We start from the raw sequence: 20160 nt of genomic DNA on the forward strand, positions 1-20160 counted from the left end.
GCTTGGCAGGGCCCGGCGCCGCGGATCCTCAGCCCCTGATGTCAGCCCACGCCTGCGCCCAGGCCGAATAGTCGGTGCATTCGGCGTTGTTCCGCCCGTCGAGGCACTTCTTCACGGGAGTGGTCCAGAACCAGATCCGCTCCGCGTAGGCCTCGTCCCCGGCGTGGTAGCTCTGGCAGTGGTTGGGGTCCTGGGTGAGTTCGCAGGCCTTGGGATTGGCCGGCGCCTCTCCGAAGGATTCGGCGACCTGCGCGTTGACCTCGGGGCTGGCGATGTGGTCCAGCCACAGGTAGGCGCAGTTCGGGTGCTCCGTCCCGGCCCCGATCATCCAGGTGTCGGACCAGCCGGTGCCCCCCTCGGACGGGAGGATGGCCTCCACGTCGGCGCCCTGGGACTTGGCGACGTTGGCGATCACCTGCCAGGAGGTGCCGACCACCGTGCTGCCGGAGGAGAACGCCTGGACCGCTATGGCGTAGTCGGACCAGTACTGGCCGATGTTCTCGCGCTGGGCCTTGAGCAGGTCCACGGCGGCGGCCAGTTGGGCCTGGTCCAGGGCGTACGGGTGGGTGATGCCCAGTTCGGGCCGGTGCTTCATGAGGTACAGGGCCGCGTCGGCGATGTACATCGGCGAGTCGTAGGCGGTCACCTTGCCCTTGTGCTTGGCGGCGTCGTCGAACACCGCGGACCAGGAGGCGGGCGCCGGTTCCACCAGGTCCGCGCGGTACATCAGCAGGTTTGCGCCCCAGCCGTGCGGCATCCCGTAGTGGACGCCGTCGACCGTGTTCCACTGGCGGTCTCGCAGGAAGGGGTAGATGTCGCCGTAGTTCTCCAGCAGGTCCACGTTCACCGGCTGCACGTCCCCACCGGTGATCAGCCGCAGCGAGGCGTCCCCGGAGGCGGAGACGACGTCGTACTGCCCGCTGCCCATGAGCGTGACGGCCTCATCGGACGTTCCGAACGTCGTGACGGTGACCTGGCATCCGGTGGCTTCCTCGAACGGAGTCACCCAGTTCAGGTCGGGGTTGTTGCTGCCGTCCTCGGCGTAGCCGGGCCAGGCCAGGACGGACAGCTGTCCTTCCCCCGCACCGATCTCCGTCTTGATGGCCGCGGCGGGACTGCTGGACTCCCCGCCCCCGGTGGAGGTGTCGCAGGCGGCGAGCGCCAGACCCGCGGCGGCGAGCGCGGCAGCCACCCGCAGCGGCCGGCGGATCCGTTGCATCGTCGGTTCCCTCCTTGGGTGCGGAGCGCTTCCCAGCGGCGCCGCGGTCCCGAGGCGCACCTGCGGGCGGCCCCGCGCGGAGCGCCTATCCCCCCGGCAGCCAGGCGACCGCCGATTCGGGCCAGGTGACGTCGACGGTGCTGCCCAGCAGTTCGGTCTCGGCGGGCAGGTCCGCCAGGACCACGACGGCGGGGCCGTCCTCCGGCTGCACCCGCACCTGCGTTGCGCGCCCCACGTAGGCCAGGGCGGTGACGGTTCCGGACAGGATGGGGCCTCCCGGCGGACTGGCGGCGGTGCCGGCCGTGCGCCAGTGGACCAGCATCCGTTCGGGGTGGACCGCGAACGCCTGCTCCCGTCCGTGGAAGCGCCGTCCCGCGGCGGCGTCGAAGATGTTGGAGGTGCCCGTGCCGCACCCGAACCCGGCCTTGCCGGGTCCGCGCAGCCGAAGGTCCCGCACGGGTGCGCCGGCCGTGCGGCCATCTGCCGGACGGCCATCGCTCGGACGGTCCCCGAAAGGCACCGTATCTTTCACTGTTTCCGTTACTGTCACGTCTCTCCCCCGGAGCCGGATCCCGCGGCCCGTAGGGGCCAATGGTGTGCGCCACGCTAGTACCGGGCGCACGGGCTGCCTAGGGGGCTGGCATACTCGCTTTTCGGGCGGGGGTACTTGGATTCGGCTCTGCGAGTTCGGCCAAGCGGATTCGGCTATGCGGATTGGGCTAGGCGGATTCGGCTAGGCGGATTCGGCTTCCAGCCGCTCCAGCCGGGCCACCAGCACGGACCGGCGCGGGGACCGCGCCGGCAGGATCCGCAGGGCCGTGCGCAGCGCGTCCTCGTCGTCGGCGGCCTCCGGCAGGGCGAGGTAGCCCATAAGCGCCTCCGCGCCGGCGTCCTGCAGCATGGCTTGGCGCAGCCCGTTGCCGACCTCCGCGCGCAGTTCCTCGATGCCGGGTGCCACCGAGCGCGGCAGGACCGGGCCGGCGTAGGCCGCCAGCGCCCGGCGGTGCCGCCCGCGCCCCACCAGCTCCAGCACGGCACGCGCATCCAGGTCCACCGGGCAGCCCAGGCGGTAGGGCCGGGACAGCGGGCCCAACTCCGCGAAACCCGCAGCGGCCAGGACCCGGCGCAGCCGCACCATCTCGGGGCGCAGCGTCGCCGCCTGCGCGGGGTCCCCGTAGAGCCTCAGGGCCAGCTCGTCCGCGCCGAGGCCGGCCGGGTTCCAGGCCAGCAGGGCCATGATTTCCGCGTGCCGGTTGCCCAGCGCCAGGTCCCGCCCCGCGGCGGCCAGGGTGCCGCCGTCGTGCCCCAGCACCGACAAACGGACGGCGCCGTTTCCAGGCTCCCTGTGCGCCGTCCGGCGGGCGGCGGCCGGCGCGGGGGCTCTGTGGGCCAGGCCGGCTGCGAGCCGCTGCAGGCGTATTTCGGCCTCGGCGGCGGCAACGGCCGCCCGCACCAGGGACAGGCTGTGGGTGGAGACCGCCTCGGATCCGCCGGTCAGGTCGACCACCCCGATCACCTCCCCGGTGGCGGGGTCGCGCAGGGGGACCGCGCTGCAGCTCCAGTGATGCGCGGTGGGGCTGAAGTGTTCGGCCCCGCTGATCTGGACGCCCAGGCCGGTGGCCAGTGCCGTCCCTGGGGCGGAGGTTCCGACGGCGCGTTCGGACCAGTCGGCCCCCGGCTCGAAGGCCATGGTCGCGGCACGGCGGCGGGCGGCGGCATCACCCTCCACCCACAGCAGGCGTCCGGCCGCGTCGCCGACGGCAGTGATCAGGCCGGTGTCGCGGGCGGGATCGACCAGCAGCCGTTCCAGGACGGGCAGCGCGACGGCGAGCGGGTGGGCGGCGCGGTAGGCCTCCAGTTCGCCCGCGCCGAGCCCCTGCAGCGGAGCGGCACGGGCGGGATCGGGCAGGAAGCCCAAGGAGCGCAGCCAGGAATCCCGGACCACGGGACGCAGCCCGGACAGCGCGGCGGGCGGGGCCTCCGGCGGGCCCGAACCCAGCACCCCGTGCGCGTCGAGGGCACGCCGCTGCAGCGTCCGCGAGGCGGGCGAGATCATGCGCATCCTCAAGCACCATCCAGTGTCGGGCCGGGGCGGCGGGGTCATGGTCCAGTGGTTGTTATGGCCAGTGGCGTGGACCACAGTCTAGGCAGGCATGCCGCCCCTCGGGAAGGGGCGCGCCCGGGTCCCCGGGCTTCCCTTGGCAGCGCCCGCGCCCGGTGCCAGAGTGGGAGGGTCGCGGGCGGGGCTGGGCCCGCCTCGCCTAGCAAAAAACCACCCAGCAAGAATCCACCCAGCGGGATCCACCCAGCGAAAGGAACGGCACGATGGGCCGCATGATCTTCGTTAACCTCCCCACCCAGGACCTCTCCGCGTCGGACAGGTTCTATTCGGCCATGGGCTTCGAAAGGAACTCCGCATTCTCCGACGAGAACGCGACGGCATGGATGATCACCCCGGACATTTGGGTCATGTCCCTTGCCGACGGGTTCTACAAGACCTTCCTGCGCAACGACGACGCCCCGGGCTACGGGCAGGGCGTGCGCGAGACGCTGACCTGCATCAGTTGCGATTCCTCCGCCGAGGTCGACGACCTCGCCCGGCGGGCGGCGGACACCGGCGGCGCCGTCTACCGCGCGCCGGAGGAGGTCATGCCGGGGATGTATGCCGGGGCGGTCACCGATCCCGACGGGCACGTGTGGGAATTGGTCTGGATGCAATCCCCGGGCGGCGGCGACGCACAGGTGCCCACCGAGGAATCCGGGGAATAGGCGTCCGGACGGGTGCATCCAGGCCTAGATCAGGCGCGGTAGTCCGCGCAGGCCTCGTTGGAGCAGCCGGCGTCGCGCGGCAGCCAGCCGCCGGCGCCCTCGGACGCCTTGTCCTCGTGCCCTTTGTCCTCGTGCCCCTTGTGGCCCCCGGCATTCTTGTGGTCCGCAGGTTCCTTGCGCCCCTTGGTTTCCTGGTGTTCCGCGGCTTCTTGGCGTTCCGCGGTTTCCTGGTACTCCCAGCGCACGTGCCGGTGCTGGCCGCAGAGCGAGCACGAGGGTGCAAGGTAGGTGGATTTCTCGCTTTCCGCATACAGGCGGTAGTCGCCCATGGTTCCCTCCCGGGTCTAAACGGTAGCGCCACTCTACGCCGGGCCCCCGGAGCTTGGAACCCTGGACGGGACCCCGTGGACAGGGGGCGGACAAGGGGTGGAGGGAGGGTCAGCCGGCGGCGCCGAGGCGCCCGGCCAGGCGCGCGTTCATCGCCGCGGAGGCGTCGTTGAGGCCCATGATGCGCACCTCCTTGCCGTGCCGGCGGTACTTGGCCTGGATGGCATCCAGCGCGGCCACGGTGGAGGCGTCCCAGATGTGGGAGCGGGACAGGTCCACCACGACGTGTTCCGGGTCGCCGGCATAGTCGAACTGCGTATAGAGGTCGTTGGAGGAGGCGAAGAACAGCTCGCCGTCGACCGCGTACACCGCCGTGGCGTCCGCCCCCGTGCCGGTGACGATGCGGGTCACCGCGACCAGGTGGGCGACCCGGCGGGCGAACAGAAGGGCGGCGGCGAGGACGCCCGCCCCGACCCCGATGGCGAGGTTGTGGGTGGCGACGACGACGGCGACGGTCGCCACCATCACGGCGGTCTCCGACTTGGGCATGCGGCGCAGGGTTGCGGGGGCGATCGAGTGCCAGTCGAAGGTGACCGCGGAGACGAATATCATCACGGCCACCAGGGCCGCCATCGGGATCAGGCCCACTACGTCCCCGAGCGCCACCACCAGGAGCAGCAGGAAGGCTCCGGCGAGGAACGTCGAGATGCGGGTGCGCGCGCCGGAGGCCTTCACGTTGATCATGGTCTGCCCGATCATGGCGCAGCCGCCCATGCCGCCGAAGAGGCCGGTGACCAGATTCGCCACCCCCTGCCCCCAGGCCTCGCGGGACTTGTTGGAGCGGGTGTCCGTGACGTCGTCAACCAGCTTGGCGGTCATGAGCGACTCCAGCAGGCCCACCAGCGCCAGGGAGAGCGCGTAGGGGAAGATCACCTGCAGCGTTTCCCACTCGAAGGGGACCTGGGGCAGACCGAGCGTGGGCAGCGCGTGGGGCAGTTCGCCCTTGTCCCCCACCGTGGGCACCACGATGCCGGCGGCCACCGTCACCACCGTAAGGACCACGATCGCCACCAGCGGCGCGGGCACCGCCGTCGTCAGCCTGGGCAGTCCGAAGAGGAGAAGCAGGCCCGCCGCCGTGAGCGGGTACACCGCCCACGGGACCCCGATCAGCTCCGGCAGCTGGCCCATGAAGACCAGGATCGAGAGCGCGTTGACGAAGCCGATCATCACCGAGCGCGGGATGAAGCGCAGCAGCCGGGCGACGCCCAGGACCGAGAGCAGGACCTGCAGCAGGCCTCCCAGCAGGACCGCCGCCACCAGGTGGTCCAGTCCGTGGCTGGCGACCAGCGGGGCGATCACCAGGGCGACGGCGCCGGTCGCGGCCGAGATCATGGCGGGCCGTCCGCCGGTGAAGGCGATCGTGACCGCCATCGTGAACGCCGAGAACAGGCCCACGCGCGGATCGACTCCCGCGATGACGCTGAACGCCAGCGCCTCCGGAATCAGCGCCAGCGCCACCACCAGGCCTCCAAGGACCTCGGTCTGGAGCAGCCGCGGGGACCGCAGCGTGCGCAGCACCGATTGGCGTTGGAGGGGGGTGGATGCGTCGGCCGCGGGCGCAGGCATGGGTGTCCTCGGAAAAGTTGGGCGGGGCGGAAAGATTGGGCGGGGCGGAAAGGCTGGGTGGCGCGGCCGGTCCCTGGCCGCCCCCACCATTTTAGGCCCCCGCGCTATGCCGCCGTGCCGGCCACCGTGCAGGCCTCCCGCTCGTGCCCGCCGGCCGCTAGTGCCGGCCGCGCCGCTTCAGATAGAGGTCGAACGCGGCCGCGAGCGGGCGGTTGAGCGGGTAGTCCCACTCGCCCAGGGTCTGCACCACGTCGCAGCCGAGCGTGGTCTTGAACAGCGTCAGCCCGGCGAGGTGGTGGCCGAGGTCGAGCGTCGCCGACAGTCCTCCGAGGTCGTACCAGTCGCAGCCGGCGGCGATCGCCTCGGTCATCTGCCGGTACTGCAGCGCGCGGGAGGCGTAGAGCTTGCGCTCCTCGGAGGAGCTGGCCCCGTAGACGTACCAGGCGACGCGGCCCCTGCGCACGTAGATCGCCGCGGCCAGGAGCCGGCCCTCGTGCCGCGCGAGGTAAAGCACGCAACTGCCCGGCTCCGCGGCGTTCAGCGCCCGGAACATCGTCTCGAAGTAGGCCGCGGGCCTGCCGGTGAAGCCGTCGCGTTCGGCGGTCTCGCGGTAGAGGGCATGCCAGGCGGCGAAGTCCGCCTCCGTGCCTTCGGTGATCTGCAGCCCCGCCCCGGCGGACTTGCGGGTCTGGCGGCGCGAGCTCTGGTCCATGTGGGCCAGCACGACGCCGGCGTCCAGCCGCCGCCCCTCCGCTCCGGCCAGCGGGAGGCGGGCCTGGAACTCGGGCTGCCCGGCGGCAAAGTCCTCCGTGGTGGCGTTCCGCTTCCATCCCAAGGCGGACAGCGCGGAGCCGACGGAGGCCGCCACCGCCCCGGTGTGTTCGGGCTCCAGTTCGGTCATGAGGCGGTGGCCGCCGGCGGAGAGAGCATGGCGGACCTCCTCGGCTGCCCAGGTCCTGAGCACCAGCGGCGGGCCCATGCGGACCAGGAACGCACCCCCGGCCAACAGGTAAGCCAGCAGGGGGTCCAGGTAGGCCGCGAGGTCGACGGTGTCCCACTCGAGCACCGGCCCCTCGGGAACGTAGGCGAGCGTCTTCTTCAGCAGCGGCGCCGGGCGGTGCAGCACCAGCGCGGATCCCCGCAGCGTGCCCCCGGCGTCGAACCAGCCCAGGGTTTCGGGCCTCCAGTCCGGCTTGACGTTAGCCCACTCCGGAAACTGCAGGAACGAGGCGTGGGGGTGCGACCGGAGGTTCCCGGCGTGTAGCGAGGCCTCGATCGGACGGACAGCGAGCTGGCTTGCTCCCACGCCTGCAACACTACGCGCCCGGGGGCTCCGGAGGCAGGGTTGGCGGAGCCCGGCGAACGGGCGAAACGGGCTACTTGGACTGGCTGCGGCGCTTCATGTAGAAGTCGAACGCGGCCGCGAACAGGCGGTGGATCGGGTAGTCCCATTCGCCGAGGGTCTGCACCACGTCGCAGCCCAGCGTGGTCTTGAACAGCGTCAGGCCGGCCAGCGGGTGGTCCTTGGAGAGGGTCGCGGAAACCCCGCCCTGGTCCAGGAACACGCAGCCCTCCGCGAGCGAGTCCTCGATCATGCGGTGCATCAGGGCCTTGGGGGCGAAGAGCTTGCGTTCGACCGCCGAGGACGCCCCGTAGACGTACCAGGCGTTGCGGCCGCTGCGAACCCGGATGGCCGCGGCCAGGTCCTGCCCCTCGTGGGAGGCGAGGTAGAGGGTGAAGGTGCCGGGGGCGTGCGCGTTCAGTGCGGCGGCCATGGTGGTGAAGTACGACGCCGGCCGGCCGGTGAAGCCGTCGCGCTCGGCGGTTTCCCGGTACAGCGCGTGGAAGCGCCCGATGTCCCCGATCCCGCCGACCTGGACCTCAAGGGGCCCCGCGGCGGCCTTGCGCGTTTCGCGGCGCGCGTTCTGGTTCATCTGCCCCAGCACCCCGTCGAGGTCCAGCGGTTTCCCGTCGTCGTTCACGAGCGGGATGCGGGCCTGGAACTCGGGCTGCCCGGCGGCGAAGTCCTCGCTGACCTCCGGCTTGGTCCATCCGAGGGCGGCCAGCCGGGTGGCGACGGATTCGGCGACCGGATCGGTGGACTTGGGATCGAGCGTGGTGACCAGCCCGGCGTCGCCGGCGGAGAGCGCCTTGCGCACGGACGCGGCGGACCAGGCCCGGCGCACCAGCGGCGCGCCCATGCGGACCAGGAACACCCGGGTGCGGCGGAAGTGGGCCAGCATCGGCGCCAGGTACTCCTGGGGATCGCGGGACTCCCAGTCAAGGACCGGGCCTTCCGGGATGTAGGCGAGCGTGCGCTTGACGACGGGGGCCGGGCGGTGCAGCACCTGCGCCGCCCCGATGAGCGTCCCGCCGTCGTACCAGCCCAGGTGCTCCGAACGCCACTCCTTCTTCACGTCGGACCAGGCCGGAAGCTGCAGGAAACTGGCCTCGGGACGGTGCACAAGGAAGGCCTCATGCTCGGCGGGGGTGATCGGTCGGACGGAAAGCTGGTTGGCTGGCACGCCTGCAAGCTTACGCGGTCGGCGCTGCCGTCCCGGGCATCCGCCGCCCTCCCTCCATACCCCCAGGGGGTACTTGACTTCATACCCCCGAGGGGTACCATGGACGGCATGGGAACCAACGGCAACACCCCCCAGAACGGCCCCGCACCCGGCCAGGACCGCGCGGCGGGCCGCGACGCCGGCACGCTGGTCGACGAGCTCCGGGACCACGCCTACACGGCGGACAAGGACGCCCTGCTGAAGCGGCTCAGCCGCATCGAGGGGCAGGTCCGCGGCATTGCGCGCATGGTGGACCAGGAGAAGTACTGCATCGACATCCTGACGCAGATCTCCGCCGTCACCGCCGCCCTGCACAAGGTCAGCCTGGGGCTGGTCGAGGACCACATCGGCCACTGCGTGGTCGGCGCCGCCCGCGAAGCCCAGGACAGCGGCGACCCCCAACTGGTCACCGAGAAGGTCCAGGAGGCAACCGCCGCCATCGGCAGGCTGTTGCGCTGACCTGCCCCAAAGGGAAGCATGGCCACCTGTGGCGATACCCGCTGGGCGGGAGCGAAGGCCATCGCCGCCCCTCAGCATTCGATCCGATACCACCCCGATCCAGGAGGACAACGTGAACACCACCACCGTCAGCATCGATGGCATGACCTGCGGCCACTGCGTGAACGCGGTCACGGAGGAAATCGAGGCCCTGGACGGTGTCCAGGGCGTCGCCGTGGAACTGGTCAAGGGCGGCATCTCCACCGCCACCGTCACCTCCACGCGCCCCATCGACGAGGCCACGATCAGCGAAGCGGTGGCCGAGGCCGGCTACACGGTGGTCGGCAACAACGCCTGACCCCCAGGATTTTGCTCACTTGCGGGCATTCCGCCACGGATTTTGCTCGCGTCCAGGCAGTGCCGTCGAAAAAGTGCGCTGCCGCACGCGCCGAAGCCGGGCATACAGCCGGCAAGACCGGGTAAGGACAGTTGAAATGGACCCCCAACAGGACACCGGCCGGCAGGCCGAACGCACCGTCGACCTGGACATCCAGGGCATGACCTGCGCCTCCTGCGTGGCGCGCGTGGAGCGCAAGCTCGGCAAGCTTGACGGCGTCACGGCACTGGTGAACCTCCCGCTGGAATCCGCCCGCGTCACCGCCCCCGCCGGCGTCACCGACCAGAGGCTGATCGACGTCGTCCAGGCCGCCGGCTACCGCGCCTCGGTCAAGGCCGACCCGCACGACGCCGGCACGCACCACGCGCACGCAACCCCGGTCGCCGCGGGTGGCCACCACGCCGGGCACGGAACCGGACACCAAGCCGGGCAAAACCCGGGGGCCCACGCCGGGGCAACGGGCACGGACGCGGCCGGCGTCGGACACGGAACCGCGGCCCATGGCCAGGAGGATGGCCAGGCGGGGCACGGCCAGGCGGCCGACCACCAGGACCACGTCGCCCATGGCGGCACGGCCGCCGAGCTCAAGCCCCGCCTGATTGTGGCGGTTCTCTTCACGGTCCCGCTGTTCATCATCTCGATGGTCCCGGCCGCGCAGTTCCCGAACTGGGGCTGGTGGGCCTTCGCGCTGGCCAGCCCGGTGGTGCTGTGGTCGGCCTGGCCGTTCCACCGCGCCGCAGCCATCAACGCCCGCCACGGCGCATCGACCATGGACACCCTGGTCTCGATCGGCGTGCTTGCCGCCTACCTCTTCTCCGCCTGGCAGCTGCTCGCCGACCCCTTCCTGACCGCGCATGCCGGCATGGGCATGGAGATGGGCACGGAAACGGGCATGGCGGAGCACCAGCTCTACTTCGAGACCGCCGGCGTGGTCACCACGTTCCTGCTGCTCGGGCGGTGGCTGGAGGCGCGCGCCAAGACGCGTGCCGGCGATGCCCTGAAGACGCTGCTCAGCCTCGGCGCCAAGGAGGCCACCGTCCTGCGGGACGGCCACGAGGTCCGCGTCCCCGCCGCGGAGCTGGTGCCCGGCGACGAGGTCGTGGTCCGTCCCGGGGAGAAGATCGCCACCGACGGGTACGTCGTGGAGGGCACCTCGGCGGTGGACACCTCGCTGATCACCGGCGAGTCCGTGCCCGTGGACGTGGGCCCGGACGACACCGTCACCGGCGCCACCATCAACACCTCCGGCCGGCTGCTGGTGCGGGCCACCCGCGTCGGCCGGGACACCACGCTGGCGCAGATGGGCCGCCTGGTCTCCGAGGCGCAGACCGGCAAGGCCCCCATCGCCCGGCTCGCCGACCGCATCTCGGCGGTCTTCGTCCCGGTGGTGCTGGGGATCGCCGTGGCCACGTTCGTGCTGTGGATGGTGTTCGACGGCGACCTGCAGGCCGCGTTCACCGCCGCGGTCACGGTGCTGATCATCGCCTGCCCGTGCGCGCTGGGCCTGGCCACGCCGATCGGCCTGCTGGTGGGCACCGGGCGCGGCGCGCAGCTGGGCATCCTGATCCGCGGCCCGCAGGTCCTGGAGGACACCCGCCGCGTGGACACCGTCCTGCTGGACAAGACCGGCACCGTCACCGCCGGACACCTGGCGGTGACCGGGGTGCGCACGCTCGGGGCACTGTCCGCGGACGAGGTGCTCGCCTACGCCGGCGCCGCCGAGTCCGGCTCGGAGCACCCGATCGCCCGGGCGATCGTCGAGGCCGCGCGGGACGCCGCGGCCAAAACCGCCCCGGCCGGATGGGCGGCACCGGGAGCGGCGGCGCTGGATACGACGGCACTGGATACGACGGCGGCCGGTCCCGCCCTGCCGGTGCGCGACTTCGCCTCCGCCCCGGGCGGCGGGGTGCGCGCGGTGGCGGGCTCCGCCGTCGTGCTGGCCGGGCGCGCGGCGTGGCTGGAGGAAAACGGCGTGGCCCTGTCCGAGACGGACGGCGCGTCCCTGCGCCAGGCGCAGGAGGAGGGGGCGACGGCCATCCTGGTCGCCGTGGACGGCCGGGTGGAGGGCATCGTCAGCCTGCGGGACACCGTCAAGGAGGGTTCCGCCGCCGCCATCGCGCACCTGCTGGACTTGGGGCTGCGCCCGGTGCTGCTCACCGGGGACAACGCCGCCGTGGCCGGCCGCGTGGCCGCCGAGGTCGGGATCGCCGCCGCTGACGTGTTCGCCGACGTCCTGCCGGAGGGCAAGGTGGACGCCGTGAAGCGGCTGCAGGCCTCCGGGGCCGTGGTGGCGATGGTCGGAGACGGCGTGAACGACGCTCCCGCGCTGGCGCAGGCGGATCTGGGCATCGCGATGGGCTCCGGCACCGACGTGGCGATCGAGGCCGCGGACATCACCGTGATGGGCAGCGACCTGCGGCAGGTCGGCCAGTCGATCGAGCTCTCCCGCAGGACGCTGGCCACGATCAAGACCAACCTGTTCTGGGCGTTCCTCTACAACACGCTCGGCATCCCGATCGCGGCGCTGGGGCTGCTGAACCCGATGCTTGCGGGTGCGGCGATGGCCGCCAGCTCGGTCCTGGTGGTGGCGAACAGCCTGCGGCTGCGGCGGTTCGGCCGGTAGGCCGCGGCCGGCAGGCAGAGCGAGGCAGGCAGCCCGCGGTGGGCGGGGCGCCCCGCCCACCGCACGGCTAGGCGAACTTCACAGGCCTCCACGGCCCCGGACGGAAAACAGGTCAGCGAAGCCGCGCTCGAGGAGCGCGGCTTCGATCCGGCGGAAATCCTCCGCGGAGGGTTCGTTGGCTTCGTCCGCAGTATCGGCCAGTTCCTGCCAGAAGGCGGGGTTCGCCAGCAGGGCCCGGATGCGGTCCGGCTCCCCGGCCAGTTCGACGCCGACCAGGCGCCCCCGCACGTCGACGTCGGCCACGACGGCGGCCCGGCCGCCGGCCGACTCCGGCTCCAATTCGCGCGAGTCGGAGACCATCCCGTGGTGCACCTGGACGTAGGCGGCTCCGGCTTCCTCATCGAATTCCACCCGAAGCCTCATGCCTCCCCGCCTTCCACTCCCGTTGGCCCCTCCGCCGGCGGCGCCGGACGCCGCAACCATCAGTTGATGCGCGTCACACTACGCGACGCCGGCGCTGCCGGCGTGAACCGCCGTCGAATCTCGCCTTAATCCGCGGCGGTGGGACCTTGCAGCCGAGTCAGGCCGCCGGTTCGGCTGGCCGAAACCTGCCGGCCGGATCAGGCGGCGGGCAGGTCGGCGGCAGGCGACTTGCCGGTACGCAGCTCGTCGGCTCGCACCAGCAGCACGCCTCCGACGATGAAGGCCCCGCCGAGCATCTGGATCGGCAGCGGCAGCTCGCCCAGGAGCAGCCACGCCCACAGCACCGCGAACAGCACCTCGGTAAGTGAGATGAAGGCGGCCACCTTGGATCCGAGCGCCCGGGCGGCAACGATGCCCGTCACGTAGGCGAAGACGGTCGCCAGCAGCACCAGGGCGCCCAGCGGTCCCCACCACGGCACGTCGGTGCCCGCCAGCTGGACGGTCCCGAAGTTGGCTTCCATGGAGAGCACGCCGGTCGCCGCGAGCAGCAGCATCAGCACTGCGCCGACCCACAGTCCGCCGGTGGCGAGCACCAGCGGCGGGAGGGTGTCGTTGGCCTTGGCCGTGACGAAGAAGTACACCACCAGCCCCACCGCGGCGCCGAGGCCCCACAGGACACCGATCGGATCCACGGCCTGGTCGCCGGTGAGGTTGAGAACGAGCACCAGGCCCGCCAGCGCGGCCAGCGCGCCGACGATCGTGTACCGGCGCGGGCGCCGGCCGGTGCGGGCCCAGAGGAGCAGGACGATCAGCACCGGGGCCAGGTACTCCAGCAACAGCGCCACGCCGACGCTCAGCCGCTGGACGGCCTGGAAGTACGCGAACTGGCAGACGGCCACCCCGAACACGCCGAACAGCAGGATCGGCTTCCAGTTCGCGGCCACCGTGCGCCACTTCCCGTGCAGCACCACCAGTGCGGGGATCAGGAGGATGACGGCGGCGCCGGCCATGCGTGCGGTGACGGCGGCCCCCGGGCTCCACCCGGCCTCGAGCAGGGGCTTGGCGAAGGCGCCCGAGGTTCCGAACACGGCGGAGGAGAACAGGGCCACCCAGAGCCCCGAAAGGGCTGCAGGCCGGGTACGCCCACGCGTGCGGGAAGGGGCCTGCGCTACGGAGGCGACCGGAGGGAGTGCAGCCGGGAGATTCTGGGCTGGTTTCGTTGGCATGGGCAGACCTTGCGGAAGCAGCGCACGTCGGCGCCTGATGGTGGTGGAAGAAGCGGCCAGACGTCCCGAAGGGGGATGTCATGACCAAAATGAAGTATGCTTATGACACTACGCCGAGCATCATCCGGCGTCAATTCAATAGAAGACAGGATCTTCATGAGTTTTGCACCTGACACCGAAGTTGCCTTGCGGAGCGTCGTCAACCTGATCAACACCGCCGAGGCAACGGACGTCGACCAGCTGCTGACGCCCTCGGACCTGGACGAATTTCTGGCCCGGGAGGAGTTCACCGGCTCCCGCACGCACACCGAGGGGGAACTGCGCGCGGTGCGCCAGCTGAGGAGCCGGCTGCGCGCCATCTGGATCTCCGGCGAGGACGACGCGGTGCGGGCGGTGAACGACATCCTGCGCGCGGCCCGCGCGCTGCCCCAGCTGGTCAAGCACGACCGCTGGGACTACCACCTGCACGCCACCACCCCCGAGGCCCCGCTGGAGGAACGCATGGCGGTGGAGGCGGCGATGGCGCTGGTGGACGTCATCCGGTCCGGGGAACTGGACCGGCTCCGCGTGTGCGCGGCCCCGGACTGCGGGGCCGTTGTGCTGGACCTGTCCCGGAACCGCTCCAAGCGCTACTGCGACACCGGAAACTGCGGCAATCGGGAGCACGTGCGCGCCTACCGCCAGCGCAGGTCCTCCGCCGGCTGACCCGCCGGAAAACGCACCGCCCGGCGGGCCGCGTCCGACCTACACTGGACTCAAGCGGGCACCCGTCCCGCCACCCGCGCGAAGGAGCCGATGTGACCACTCCAGCCGACCAGCCGCTGCCCGACGAGCCCCTTCCCGGAGCGGTCCCATCCAACAAGCCCCTTTCCGGAGAACCGCTGCCCGACGAGCCCACCGTCGGCGCCGCGTCGTACGGCACCGCACCCGAGGATGCCTTGCCGCACAACGCCTCCGACGAGTTCGATGTGGATCTGGAGCAGGCCAACGACGGCCCGCTGAAGGCGGCCACCCGCTGGGTGGTCGGGCTTTTGGATGCCGTGCTGGGCGGGGACGGATCGGATGTGATGGGGGCCACCGCCGTCGTGCGGCGCATCGACAACGACACCGAGATCCTGCGCGTGACCGGCTACAACATCGACGAGGCCGAGGGCCTGGTGGCGCTGCTGCGCAAGGACCTCGCTGAGCTGACCCGCGGGGAGTTCCTTGAGAAGTGGGGTGCCAAGGACGGCGTCGAAACCTCGCTCTAGGGGCGGGGGCCAACAGTCGCAGGTGCGGCACTAGCGCCGAACGACGGTGCGCAGCTGCTTCAGGGCGACGGAAAGCGAGGCAATGTCCGCTTCCCCGGGCTTGGCCAGCTGCGCCAGCGTCGCCATGATGCGAGCCACCTGCACGGCATGCTGCCCTTCCCAGGCCGCGATCCGTTCCACCGCATCGGCCTCGGCGTCAGCCCCGGTGGTCTGCATGACGGCAACGGTCATGTCCGCCACGGCCGAATACACATCATCGCGCAGCGCAGCCCGCGCCAGGGACTCCCAGCGGTTCCGCCGCGGCAGGGCGGTGATCAGCATCAGCAGCGGGATGACGCCCAGCCGGTCGTAGATGGCAAAGAGGACCGCCGCGATGCGTTGCATCGGTTCCCGGATCTGCTCCGTGATGACGGCCAGGTCCAGCAGCCCGAATCCCATCAAGAGCAGGGGCGTGCGCCGGGCCAGATCCGCGGGGATGCCGGCCATGTGGTCGGCCAGGCGGGCGCGCAGAAGCTCCCGGTCCGCGGCGCCCAGGTAGCTCAACAGGTCCGCCCACAGCGGGCCGATCCGGGGTTTGAACCGCTCGATGGCGTCAGCGATCGGTTGCTCCTGCCCAGCTCGGGTGACGTACCATCGGGTTCCCCGATCGAGCAGCCGCCGCATTTCCCCGGCCATGGTGCAGCGGTTATCCGCGGGACAGCTTGGCGGCAGCGCCGCCAGGTCGGCCATGGTCGAGTCAAGGTCGAAGACGTCCCGCAGCACCACGAACGCTCGGGCCACGGCCTCCGGGGGCGCCTCGGTTTCCTCCATGGCCCGGAAGGCATAGGCGATCCCGCCCATGTTGATCATGTCGTTGGCCACCACGGTGCTGATGATCTCGCGGCGGAGCGGATGGCTGTCCAACTCCGCTTCGAACCGCTCGGACAGCCGTGCCGGAAAATAGCTGCGCAGGGTCCGCTCGAACCAGGGATCATCGGCCAGACCGCTGGCGTTGAGCTGTCCGGCCAGTTCGGTCTTGGCATAGGCGCACAGAACAGCGAGCTCCGGACCGGTGAGGCCACTGCCTGCCGCCAGCCGCTCATGCAGTTCCTCGGTGCCGGGCAGTGCCTCCAGCCCGCGGTCGAGGCCTGCCGAGGACTCCAGCCTGTCCATCATCCGCTCGAAACCCGGGCTCCACTGCAAGGCCTGGTAGCGGTCGTTCATCAGCAGAACGTTCTGGTCCGCATTCGTTTTCAGGACCAACGTGGCAACCTCGTCCGCGAACGAATGCAGGAAATCCGCGCGTTCGCCGCCCTCCATCCGTCCGGTTTCAATCATGTTGTCGATGAGGATCTTGATATTGACCTCGTGGTCCGAACAGTCCACGCCTGCGGAATTGTCAATGGCATCGCTGTTCACGAGGACCCCGCCCAAGGCCGCCTCGATCCGGCCCCGCTGGGTGACGCCCAGGTTTCCGCCCTCCACCACGACCTTGGCCCTGAGTTCATTGCCATTGACCCGGACCGCGTCATTGGCCTTGTCCCCCACCTCGGTATGGGACTCGGAGGATGCCTTCACGTACGTGCCGATGCCTCCGTTGTAGAGCAGGTCCACCGGCGCCAGCAGGATGGCCCGGATCAGGTCCTGGGGCGCCAGCGCCGTCGTTCCTTCCGCAAGGCCCAGGGCGTGGCGGACCGGCCCCGTGATGGCGATGGACTTGGCCTGCCGGGAGTAGACGCCGCCGCCGCCGCTGATCGCGGAAGGTTCGTACTCGGCCCAGGAAGACCGGGGAAGGTCGAACAGGCGCCGCCGTTCGGCGTAGGAGGCTTCCGGCTCCGGTTGCGGATCCAGGAAGATGTGGCGGTGGTCGAACGCCGCGACCAGGCGGATATGCCGGGAGCGGAGCATGCCGTTGCCGAACACGTCCCCGCTCATGTCGCCGATGCCCACCACGGTGAAGTCCTCGCGGTCGATGTCGATGCCGAGTTCGCTGAAGTGCGTCCCGACCGACACCCAAGCGCCCCGGGCGGTGATGCCCATGGCCTTGTGGTCATAGCCGACCGAGCCGCCGGAGGCGAAGGCGTCGCCGAGCCAGTGACCGTACTCCCGGGCCAATTCGTTCGCGGTGTCGGAGAAGGTTGCGGTGCCCTTGTCGGCCGCCACCACCAGGTAGGCGTCGTCGCCGTCGTGGCGGACCACGTTCGGGGGCGGGACCACGGTCTTCCCGGTATCCGTGGTGATGAGGTTGTCGGTCAGGTCCAGCATGCCGCGGATAAAGGTCCGGTAGCTTTCGCGCCCCTCCTCCAGCCACGCATTGCGGTCGTACGCGGGGTGGGGCAGCCGCTTGGCAAAGAAGCCGCCCTTGGCCCCGGTGGGCACGATGACGGCGTTCTTGACCGTCTGGGCCTTGACCAGGCCGAGGATCTCCGTGCGGAAGTCTTCCCGGCGGTCCGACCAGCGCAATCCGCCGCGGGCGATGGCGCCGAAGCGCAGGTGCGCCCCCTCCACCCGCGGGGAATAGACCCAGATTTCGTAGGCGGGTCGGGGAAACGGGCACGCGGCAATGGCCGACGGGTTGAACTTGAAGCTGAGGTAGGGCCGATTCTGGAAGTAATTGGTCCGCAGCGTGGCCTCGATCAGGTTCATGAAGGTGCGCAGCAACCTGTCGGCGTCCAGGGTGGGCACCTCGTCGATGGCTGCGCCCAGTTCCTTCCGGGCGGTTTCGATGCCTTGGGTCCGTTCAATGCCGCCGAGGCCGGGATCGAAGCTGGCCTGGAACAGGTCCAGCAGCGCACGGGTGACGCGCACGTTGGCCAGCAGCACATCGGCCATGAATCCGTATGAGTTGGTGGTGCCCAGTTGCAGCAGGTATTTGGCGTAGCTGCGCAGGATGACAACGCGCTGCCACTCGATCCGCTCGGTGAGCACCAGGCCGTCGAAGCTGTCCGACTCGATATCCCCGTGCATTGCGGCGCGGAACGAATCGGCCAGCAAGCCGCTGGTTTCCGCGGGATCGACACCGGCGGGGTACTTCAGGCCCAAGTCGTAGAGGAAGAACTCCTGGCCGTCGCCGAGCCGGATCTCGAAGGGCCGCTGGTCAATGACCTCGAGCCCCAGGTTGTGGAAGAACGGCAGGATCTGGGTCAGGCTTCGGGGCTTGGCGAAATACAGCTTAATCCGCGCGTCCTCGGCCAGGATGTTGGCGGCACCCGGGCGCACCTGGACCGCTACCACCGCGTCGTCGCGTCCGCCGGCCCGCTGACGGTCGAAGGATTCGAACCGCCCCAGGTCATCGACCGCGTCGTCGACCTCGTAATCCACCCGGTATCTGGCGGGGAACGCTTCGGACCACTGCAGGGCCAGCCGGGCGGCTTCCTCGGCGGGAAACCTGTCGCGAAGGACCTGCTCGACGCCTTCGGCCCAGGAGCGAACCGTCGCGGCCAGCCGCCGCTCCAGTGCCGGCACGTCAAGGCGGGGAAGGCGGTGGCCGGAGGGAAGCCAAATGCGGAAGAACACCCGGGCCAGCGCGGATTCGCTGAGCTGGGTCGCGAACTCGATGGTGTTCGTGTGGAATGACTGGCCCAGTTCGCGCTCGATCCGCTGGCGGACGCCTGTGCTGTAGCGGTCGCGGGGCAGGAACACCAGCGCCGAGACGAACCGGCCATACGTATCGGCGCGCAGGAACAACCGGGTACGGCGCCGTTCCTGCAGATGGACGATGCCTTCGGCGATGGGGACCAGATCATCGACGTCGATCTGGAACAGTTCGTCCCGCGGATAGGACTCCAGCACGGTCTGCAGGGTCCGGGCCGAATGCGAATCCGGGGGGAACTGGCAGCGTCGGATGACCTCGTTGACCTTGTCCCGGACAATAGGCACGTCGCGCACCGGCTGGTTGTAGGCGCTGGGGGCGAACAGCCCGATGAAATGCCATTCACCGTTGACCCTGCCGTCGGTGCCGTGGCTCTTGACCGCGATCTGGTCAAGATACGCAGGCCGCAGCACGGTCGAGAGCCAATCGGCCTTGGTCAGTGTCAGGAGCCGCCGGTCATCCGGTCCGCGCAGCCCGGACGCGGACCGGGGCTGCCCCAACCCCCGGGACGGTTCCCTCAGGAGTCCGAGCCCCGTCGATTCCCGGGCGGCCAGCATGTCGTCGCCGTGCTCCGTGTCCACGCCGTATTCGCGGTAGCCCAGGAAGGTGAAGTTCCCTTTGGCCATCCAGTGCAGCAGGTCCCTGGCCTGCTGCAGGTCCGGGATGTCCGCGGTGCGGGCCAGGGTGCCAAGGGCTCTGGCGACGGCGCGTGCCTGCCGGTGCATCGCGGGCGCGTCGGAAACCGCCGACTTCACGTCGGCCAGGACCGTGCGGAGGCCGTCCAGGAGCTTCTCCTCTGCCGTCGCCTCACCCACTCTGCCGATTTCCACCGCGATCCAGGACTCTTCGCAGACGACTTCCCTGTCCGTGGGCGCAAAGCGCGGCGTGGTTCCCGCGGAGGGCGCAGGGTGGATGTCCAGGATCCGGTGGGTGGCCCGGTCCCGCAAAACCGCGAACGTGGGATGGACGACCAAGCGGATGGCGGCGTTGTGACGCGTGAGTTCGGCGGTCACGGAACTGACCAGGTAGGGCATGTTGTCCGTGGCGATGGCCACCACGCTGGCGTCGGCTTCGGTCAGGATCCCTGCCGCAGCGTGGCCCGGACGGCGGTCGGAGGCAATATCGAAGTGGTACAGCGCCCGGCGCCGCAATGTATCGGGACCGTAGCCCTGAAGGTCTTCGGCCGAAAAGTGCCGGTAATAGCCCGCGAGGAACTCTCCCGAGTCTTTCACGCTTCATCCACCATCTGGCGGTTTATGGTTCACGCCCATACCCTTGGACCCATCATGGCTGCCTCCCCCTGCGCAGTCCAGTCTCTGCTGGCCGCCCCCCTCGTGCCCACATGCAAACAGCCCGGCCGAGGCCGGGCTGTTCCTGTCTGCTGGCTGGAGTTGCCTGCCGCCGAATGGCGGCTACGCCTCGGGCTTCTTGTCCGGGTGCTTGGACGAGCGGTTGACGCCGGAGCCCTCGCTGAGCTCGGACGGGTTGTCCTTGCTGGCCATGGTCAGCACCGAAATCACCAGCAGGCAGGCCACGAAGGCGACCCCGAAGGCGGTCAGGCCGATGTCGATGCGCAGCGGACGGTCGGACCCGCCGGTGGAGGAGATGGCGGCGACGCCGCCGGCGATCAGGCCCATCACCAGGGAGAAGATCAGCGGAGCCTTGATGCTCTGCTGCCACGTGCGCTTCGGCTGGGACGGGTTGCTGCCCACGGTAATGCCTCCTGA

Annotated in this window: 17 protein-coding genes; 6 read left to right on the forward strand and 11 right to left on the reverse strand. The window is 70.4% G+C overall.

Going from position 1 to position 20160, the window contains the following annotated elements:
- Positions 1-28: 28 nt before the first annotated feature.
- The 3 genes from ABD912_RS11475 to ABD912_RS11485 all read right to left on the reverse strand — a co-directional run bounded on the left by ABD912_RS11475 (position 29) and on the right by ABD912_RS11485 (position 3275).
- Positions 29-1219: an ABC transporter substrate-binding protein gene (locus ABD912_RS11475; RefSeq protein WP_345150903.1), complete on the reverse strand. Its 1191-nt coding sequence runs from the start codon at positions 1217-1219 to the stop codon at positions 29-31.
- A gap of 85 nt (positions 1220-1304) precedes the next feature.
- Positions 1305-1676, reverse strand: coding sequence for a TOBE domain-containing protein (locus ABD912_RS11480; RefSeq protein ID WP_345150904.1), 372 nt, complete (start codon positions 1674-1676; stop codon positions 1305-1307).
- A 276-nt stretch (positions 1677-1952) separates the two neighbouring features.
- Positions 1953-3275, reverse strand: a complete 1323-nt coding sequence (locus ABD912_RS11485) for a GAF domain-containing protein (RefSeq protein ID WP_345150906.1) — start codon at positions 3273-3275, stop codon at positions 1953-1955.
- 278 nt (positions 3276-3553) lie between these two features.
- On the opposite strand from ABD912_RS11485, the gene ABD912_RS11490 reads away from it, so the two are divergent.
- Entirely contained in the window at positions 3554-3988 is a 435-nt protein-coding gene (locus tag ABD912_RS11490) for a VOC family protein (protein ID WP_345150908.1), read from the forward strand.
- Between the two features lie 29 nt (positions 3989-4017).
- Here ABD912_RS11490 and ABD912_RS11495 read toward each other — a convergent pair whose 3' ends face one another.
- The 4 genes from ABD912_RS11495 to ABD912_RS11510 form a co-directional block, all read right to left on the reverse strand.
- Positions 4018-4317 (reverse strand): hypothetical protein, encoded by a 300-nt coding sequence (locus ABD912_RS11495; protein ID WP_345150909.1) that lies wholly within the window; start codon positions 4315-4317, stop codon positions 4018-4020.
- Between the two features lie 109 nt (positions 4318-4426).
- Positions 4427-5941 carry a SulP family inorganic anion transporter gene (locus ABD912_RS11500; protein WP_345150910.1) on the reverse strand — a complete coding sequence of 505 codons (1515 nt, stop codon included), beginning with the start codon at positions 5939-5941 and terminating at the stop codon, positions 4427-4429.
- Between the two features lie 157 nt (positions 5942-6098).
- A complete protein-coding gene (locus tag ABD912_RS11505) occupies positions 6099-7247 on the reverse strand; it encodes a lipid II:glycine glycyltransferase FemX (RefSeq protein ID WP_345150912.1) in 1149 nt (382 codons plus the stop codon).
- A 70-nt stretch (positions 7248-7317) separates the two neighbouring features.
- Positions 7318-8466, reverse strand: coding sequence for a lipid II:glycine glycyltransferase FemX (locus ABD912_RS11510; protein WP_345150913.1), 1149 nt, complete (start codon positions 8464-8466; stop codon positions 7318-7320).
- A 108-nt stretch (positions 8467-8574) separates the two neighbouring features.
- On the opposite strand from ABD912_RS11510, the gene ABD912_RS11515 reads away from it, so the two are divergent.
- From ABD912_RS11515 to ABD912_RS11525, 3 genes are all read left to right on the forward strand, one after another.
- Positions 8575-8964 (forward strand): metal-sensitive transcriptional regulator, encoded by a 390-nt coding sequence (locus ABD912_RS11515; RefSeq protein ID WP_345150915.1) that lies wholly within the window; start codon positions 8575-8577, stop codon positions 8962-8964.
- A gap of 112 nt (positions 8965-9076) precedes the next feature.
- Entirely contained in the window at positions 9077-9301 is a 225-nt protein-coding gene (locus ABD912_RS11520; protein WP_345150917.1) for a heavy-metal-associated domain-containing protein, read from the forward strand.
- Between the two features lie 136 nt (positions 9302-9437).
- Positions 9438-11963, forward strand: coding sequence for a heavy metal translocating P-type ATPase (locus ABD912_RS11525; RefSeq protein WP_345150919.1), 2526 nt, complete (start codon positions 9438-9440; stop codon positions 11961-11963).
- A 78-nt stretch (positions 11964-12041) separates the two neighbouring features.
- Here ABD912_RS11525 and ABD912_RS11530 read toward each other — a convergent pair whose 3' ends face one another.
- Both ABD912_RS11530 and ABD912_RS11535 read right to left on the reverse strand, forming a co-directional pair.
- Positions 12042-12386: a DUF2283 domain-containing protein gene (locus tag ABD912_RS11530; RefSeq protein ID WP_345150921.1), complete on the reverse strand. Its 345-nt coding sequence runs from the start codon at positions 12384-12386 to the stop codon at positions 12042-12044.
- Between the two features lie 197 nt (positions 12387-12583).
- Positions 12584-13612 carry an EamA family transporter gene (locus ABD912_RS11535; RefSeq protein WP_345150923.1) on the reverse strand — a complete coding sequence of 343 codons (1029 nt, stop codon included), beginning with the start codon at positions 13610-13612 and terminating at the stop codon, positions 12584-12586.
- Between the two features lie 156 nt (positions 13613-13768).
- Here ABD912_RS11535 and ABD912_RS11540 point away from each other — a divergent pair, with 156 nt between their 5' ends.
- Both ABD912_RS11540 and ABD912_RS11545 read left to right on the forward strand, forming a co-directional pair.
- Positions 13769-14317 carry a CGNR zinc finger domain-containing protein gene (locus ABD912_RS11540; RefSeq protein ID WP_345150925.1) on the forward strand — a complete coding sequence of 183 codons (549 nt, stop codon included), beginning with the start codon at positions 13769-13771 and terminating at the stop codon, positions 14315-14317.
- A 92-nt stretch (positions 14318-14409) separates the two neighbouring features.
- Entirely contained in the window at positions 14410-14862 is a 453-nt protein-coding gene (locus ABD912_RS11545; protein ID WP_345150927.1) for a hypothetical protein, read from the forward strand.
- 30 nt (positions 14863-14892) lie between these two features.
- On the opposite strand, the gene ABD912_RS11550 is transcribed toward ABD912_RS11545, so the two are convergent.
- Both ABD912_RS11550 and ABD912_RS11555 read right to left on the reverse strand, forming a co-directional pair.
- Complete coding sequence (locus tag ABD912_RS11550; protein WP_345150929.1) at positions 14893-19665, reverse strand: NAD-glutamate dehydrogenase; 4773 nt, start codon at positions 19663-19665, stop codon at positions 14893-14895.
- 180 nt (positions 19666-19845) lie between these two features.
- Complete coding sequence (locus ABD912_RS11555) at positions 19846-20145, reverse strand: hypothetical protein (RefSeq protein WP_345150930.1); 300 nt, start codon at positions 20143-20145, stop codon at positions 19846-19848.
- Positions 20146-20160: the final 15 nt, after the last annotated feature.

This window comes from Arthrobacter ginkgonis, from assembly GCF_039540195.1.
In the GTDB taxonomy this organism is placed as follows: Bacteria; Actinomycetota; Actinomycetes; order Actinomycetales; family Micrococcaceae; genus Zafaria; species Zafaria ginkgonis.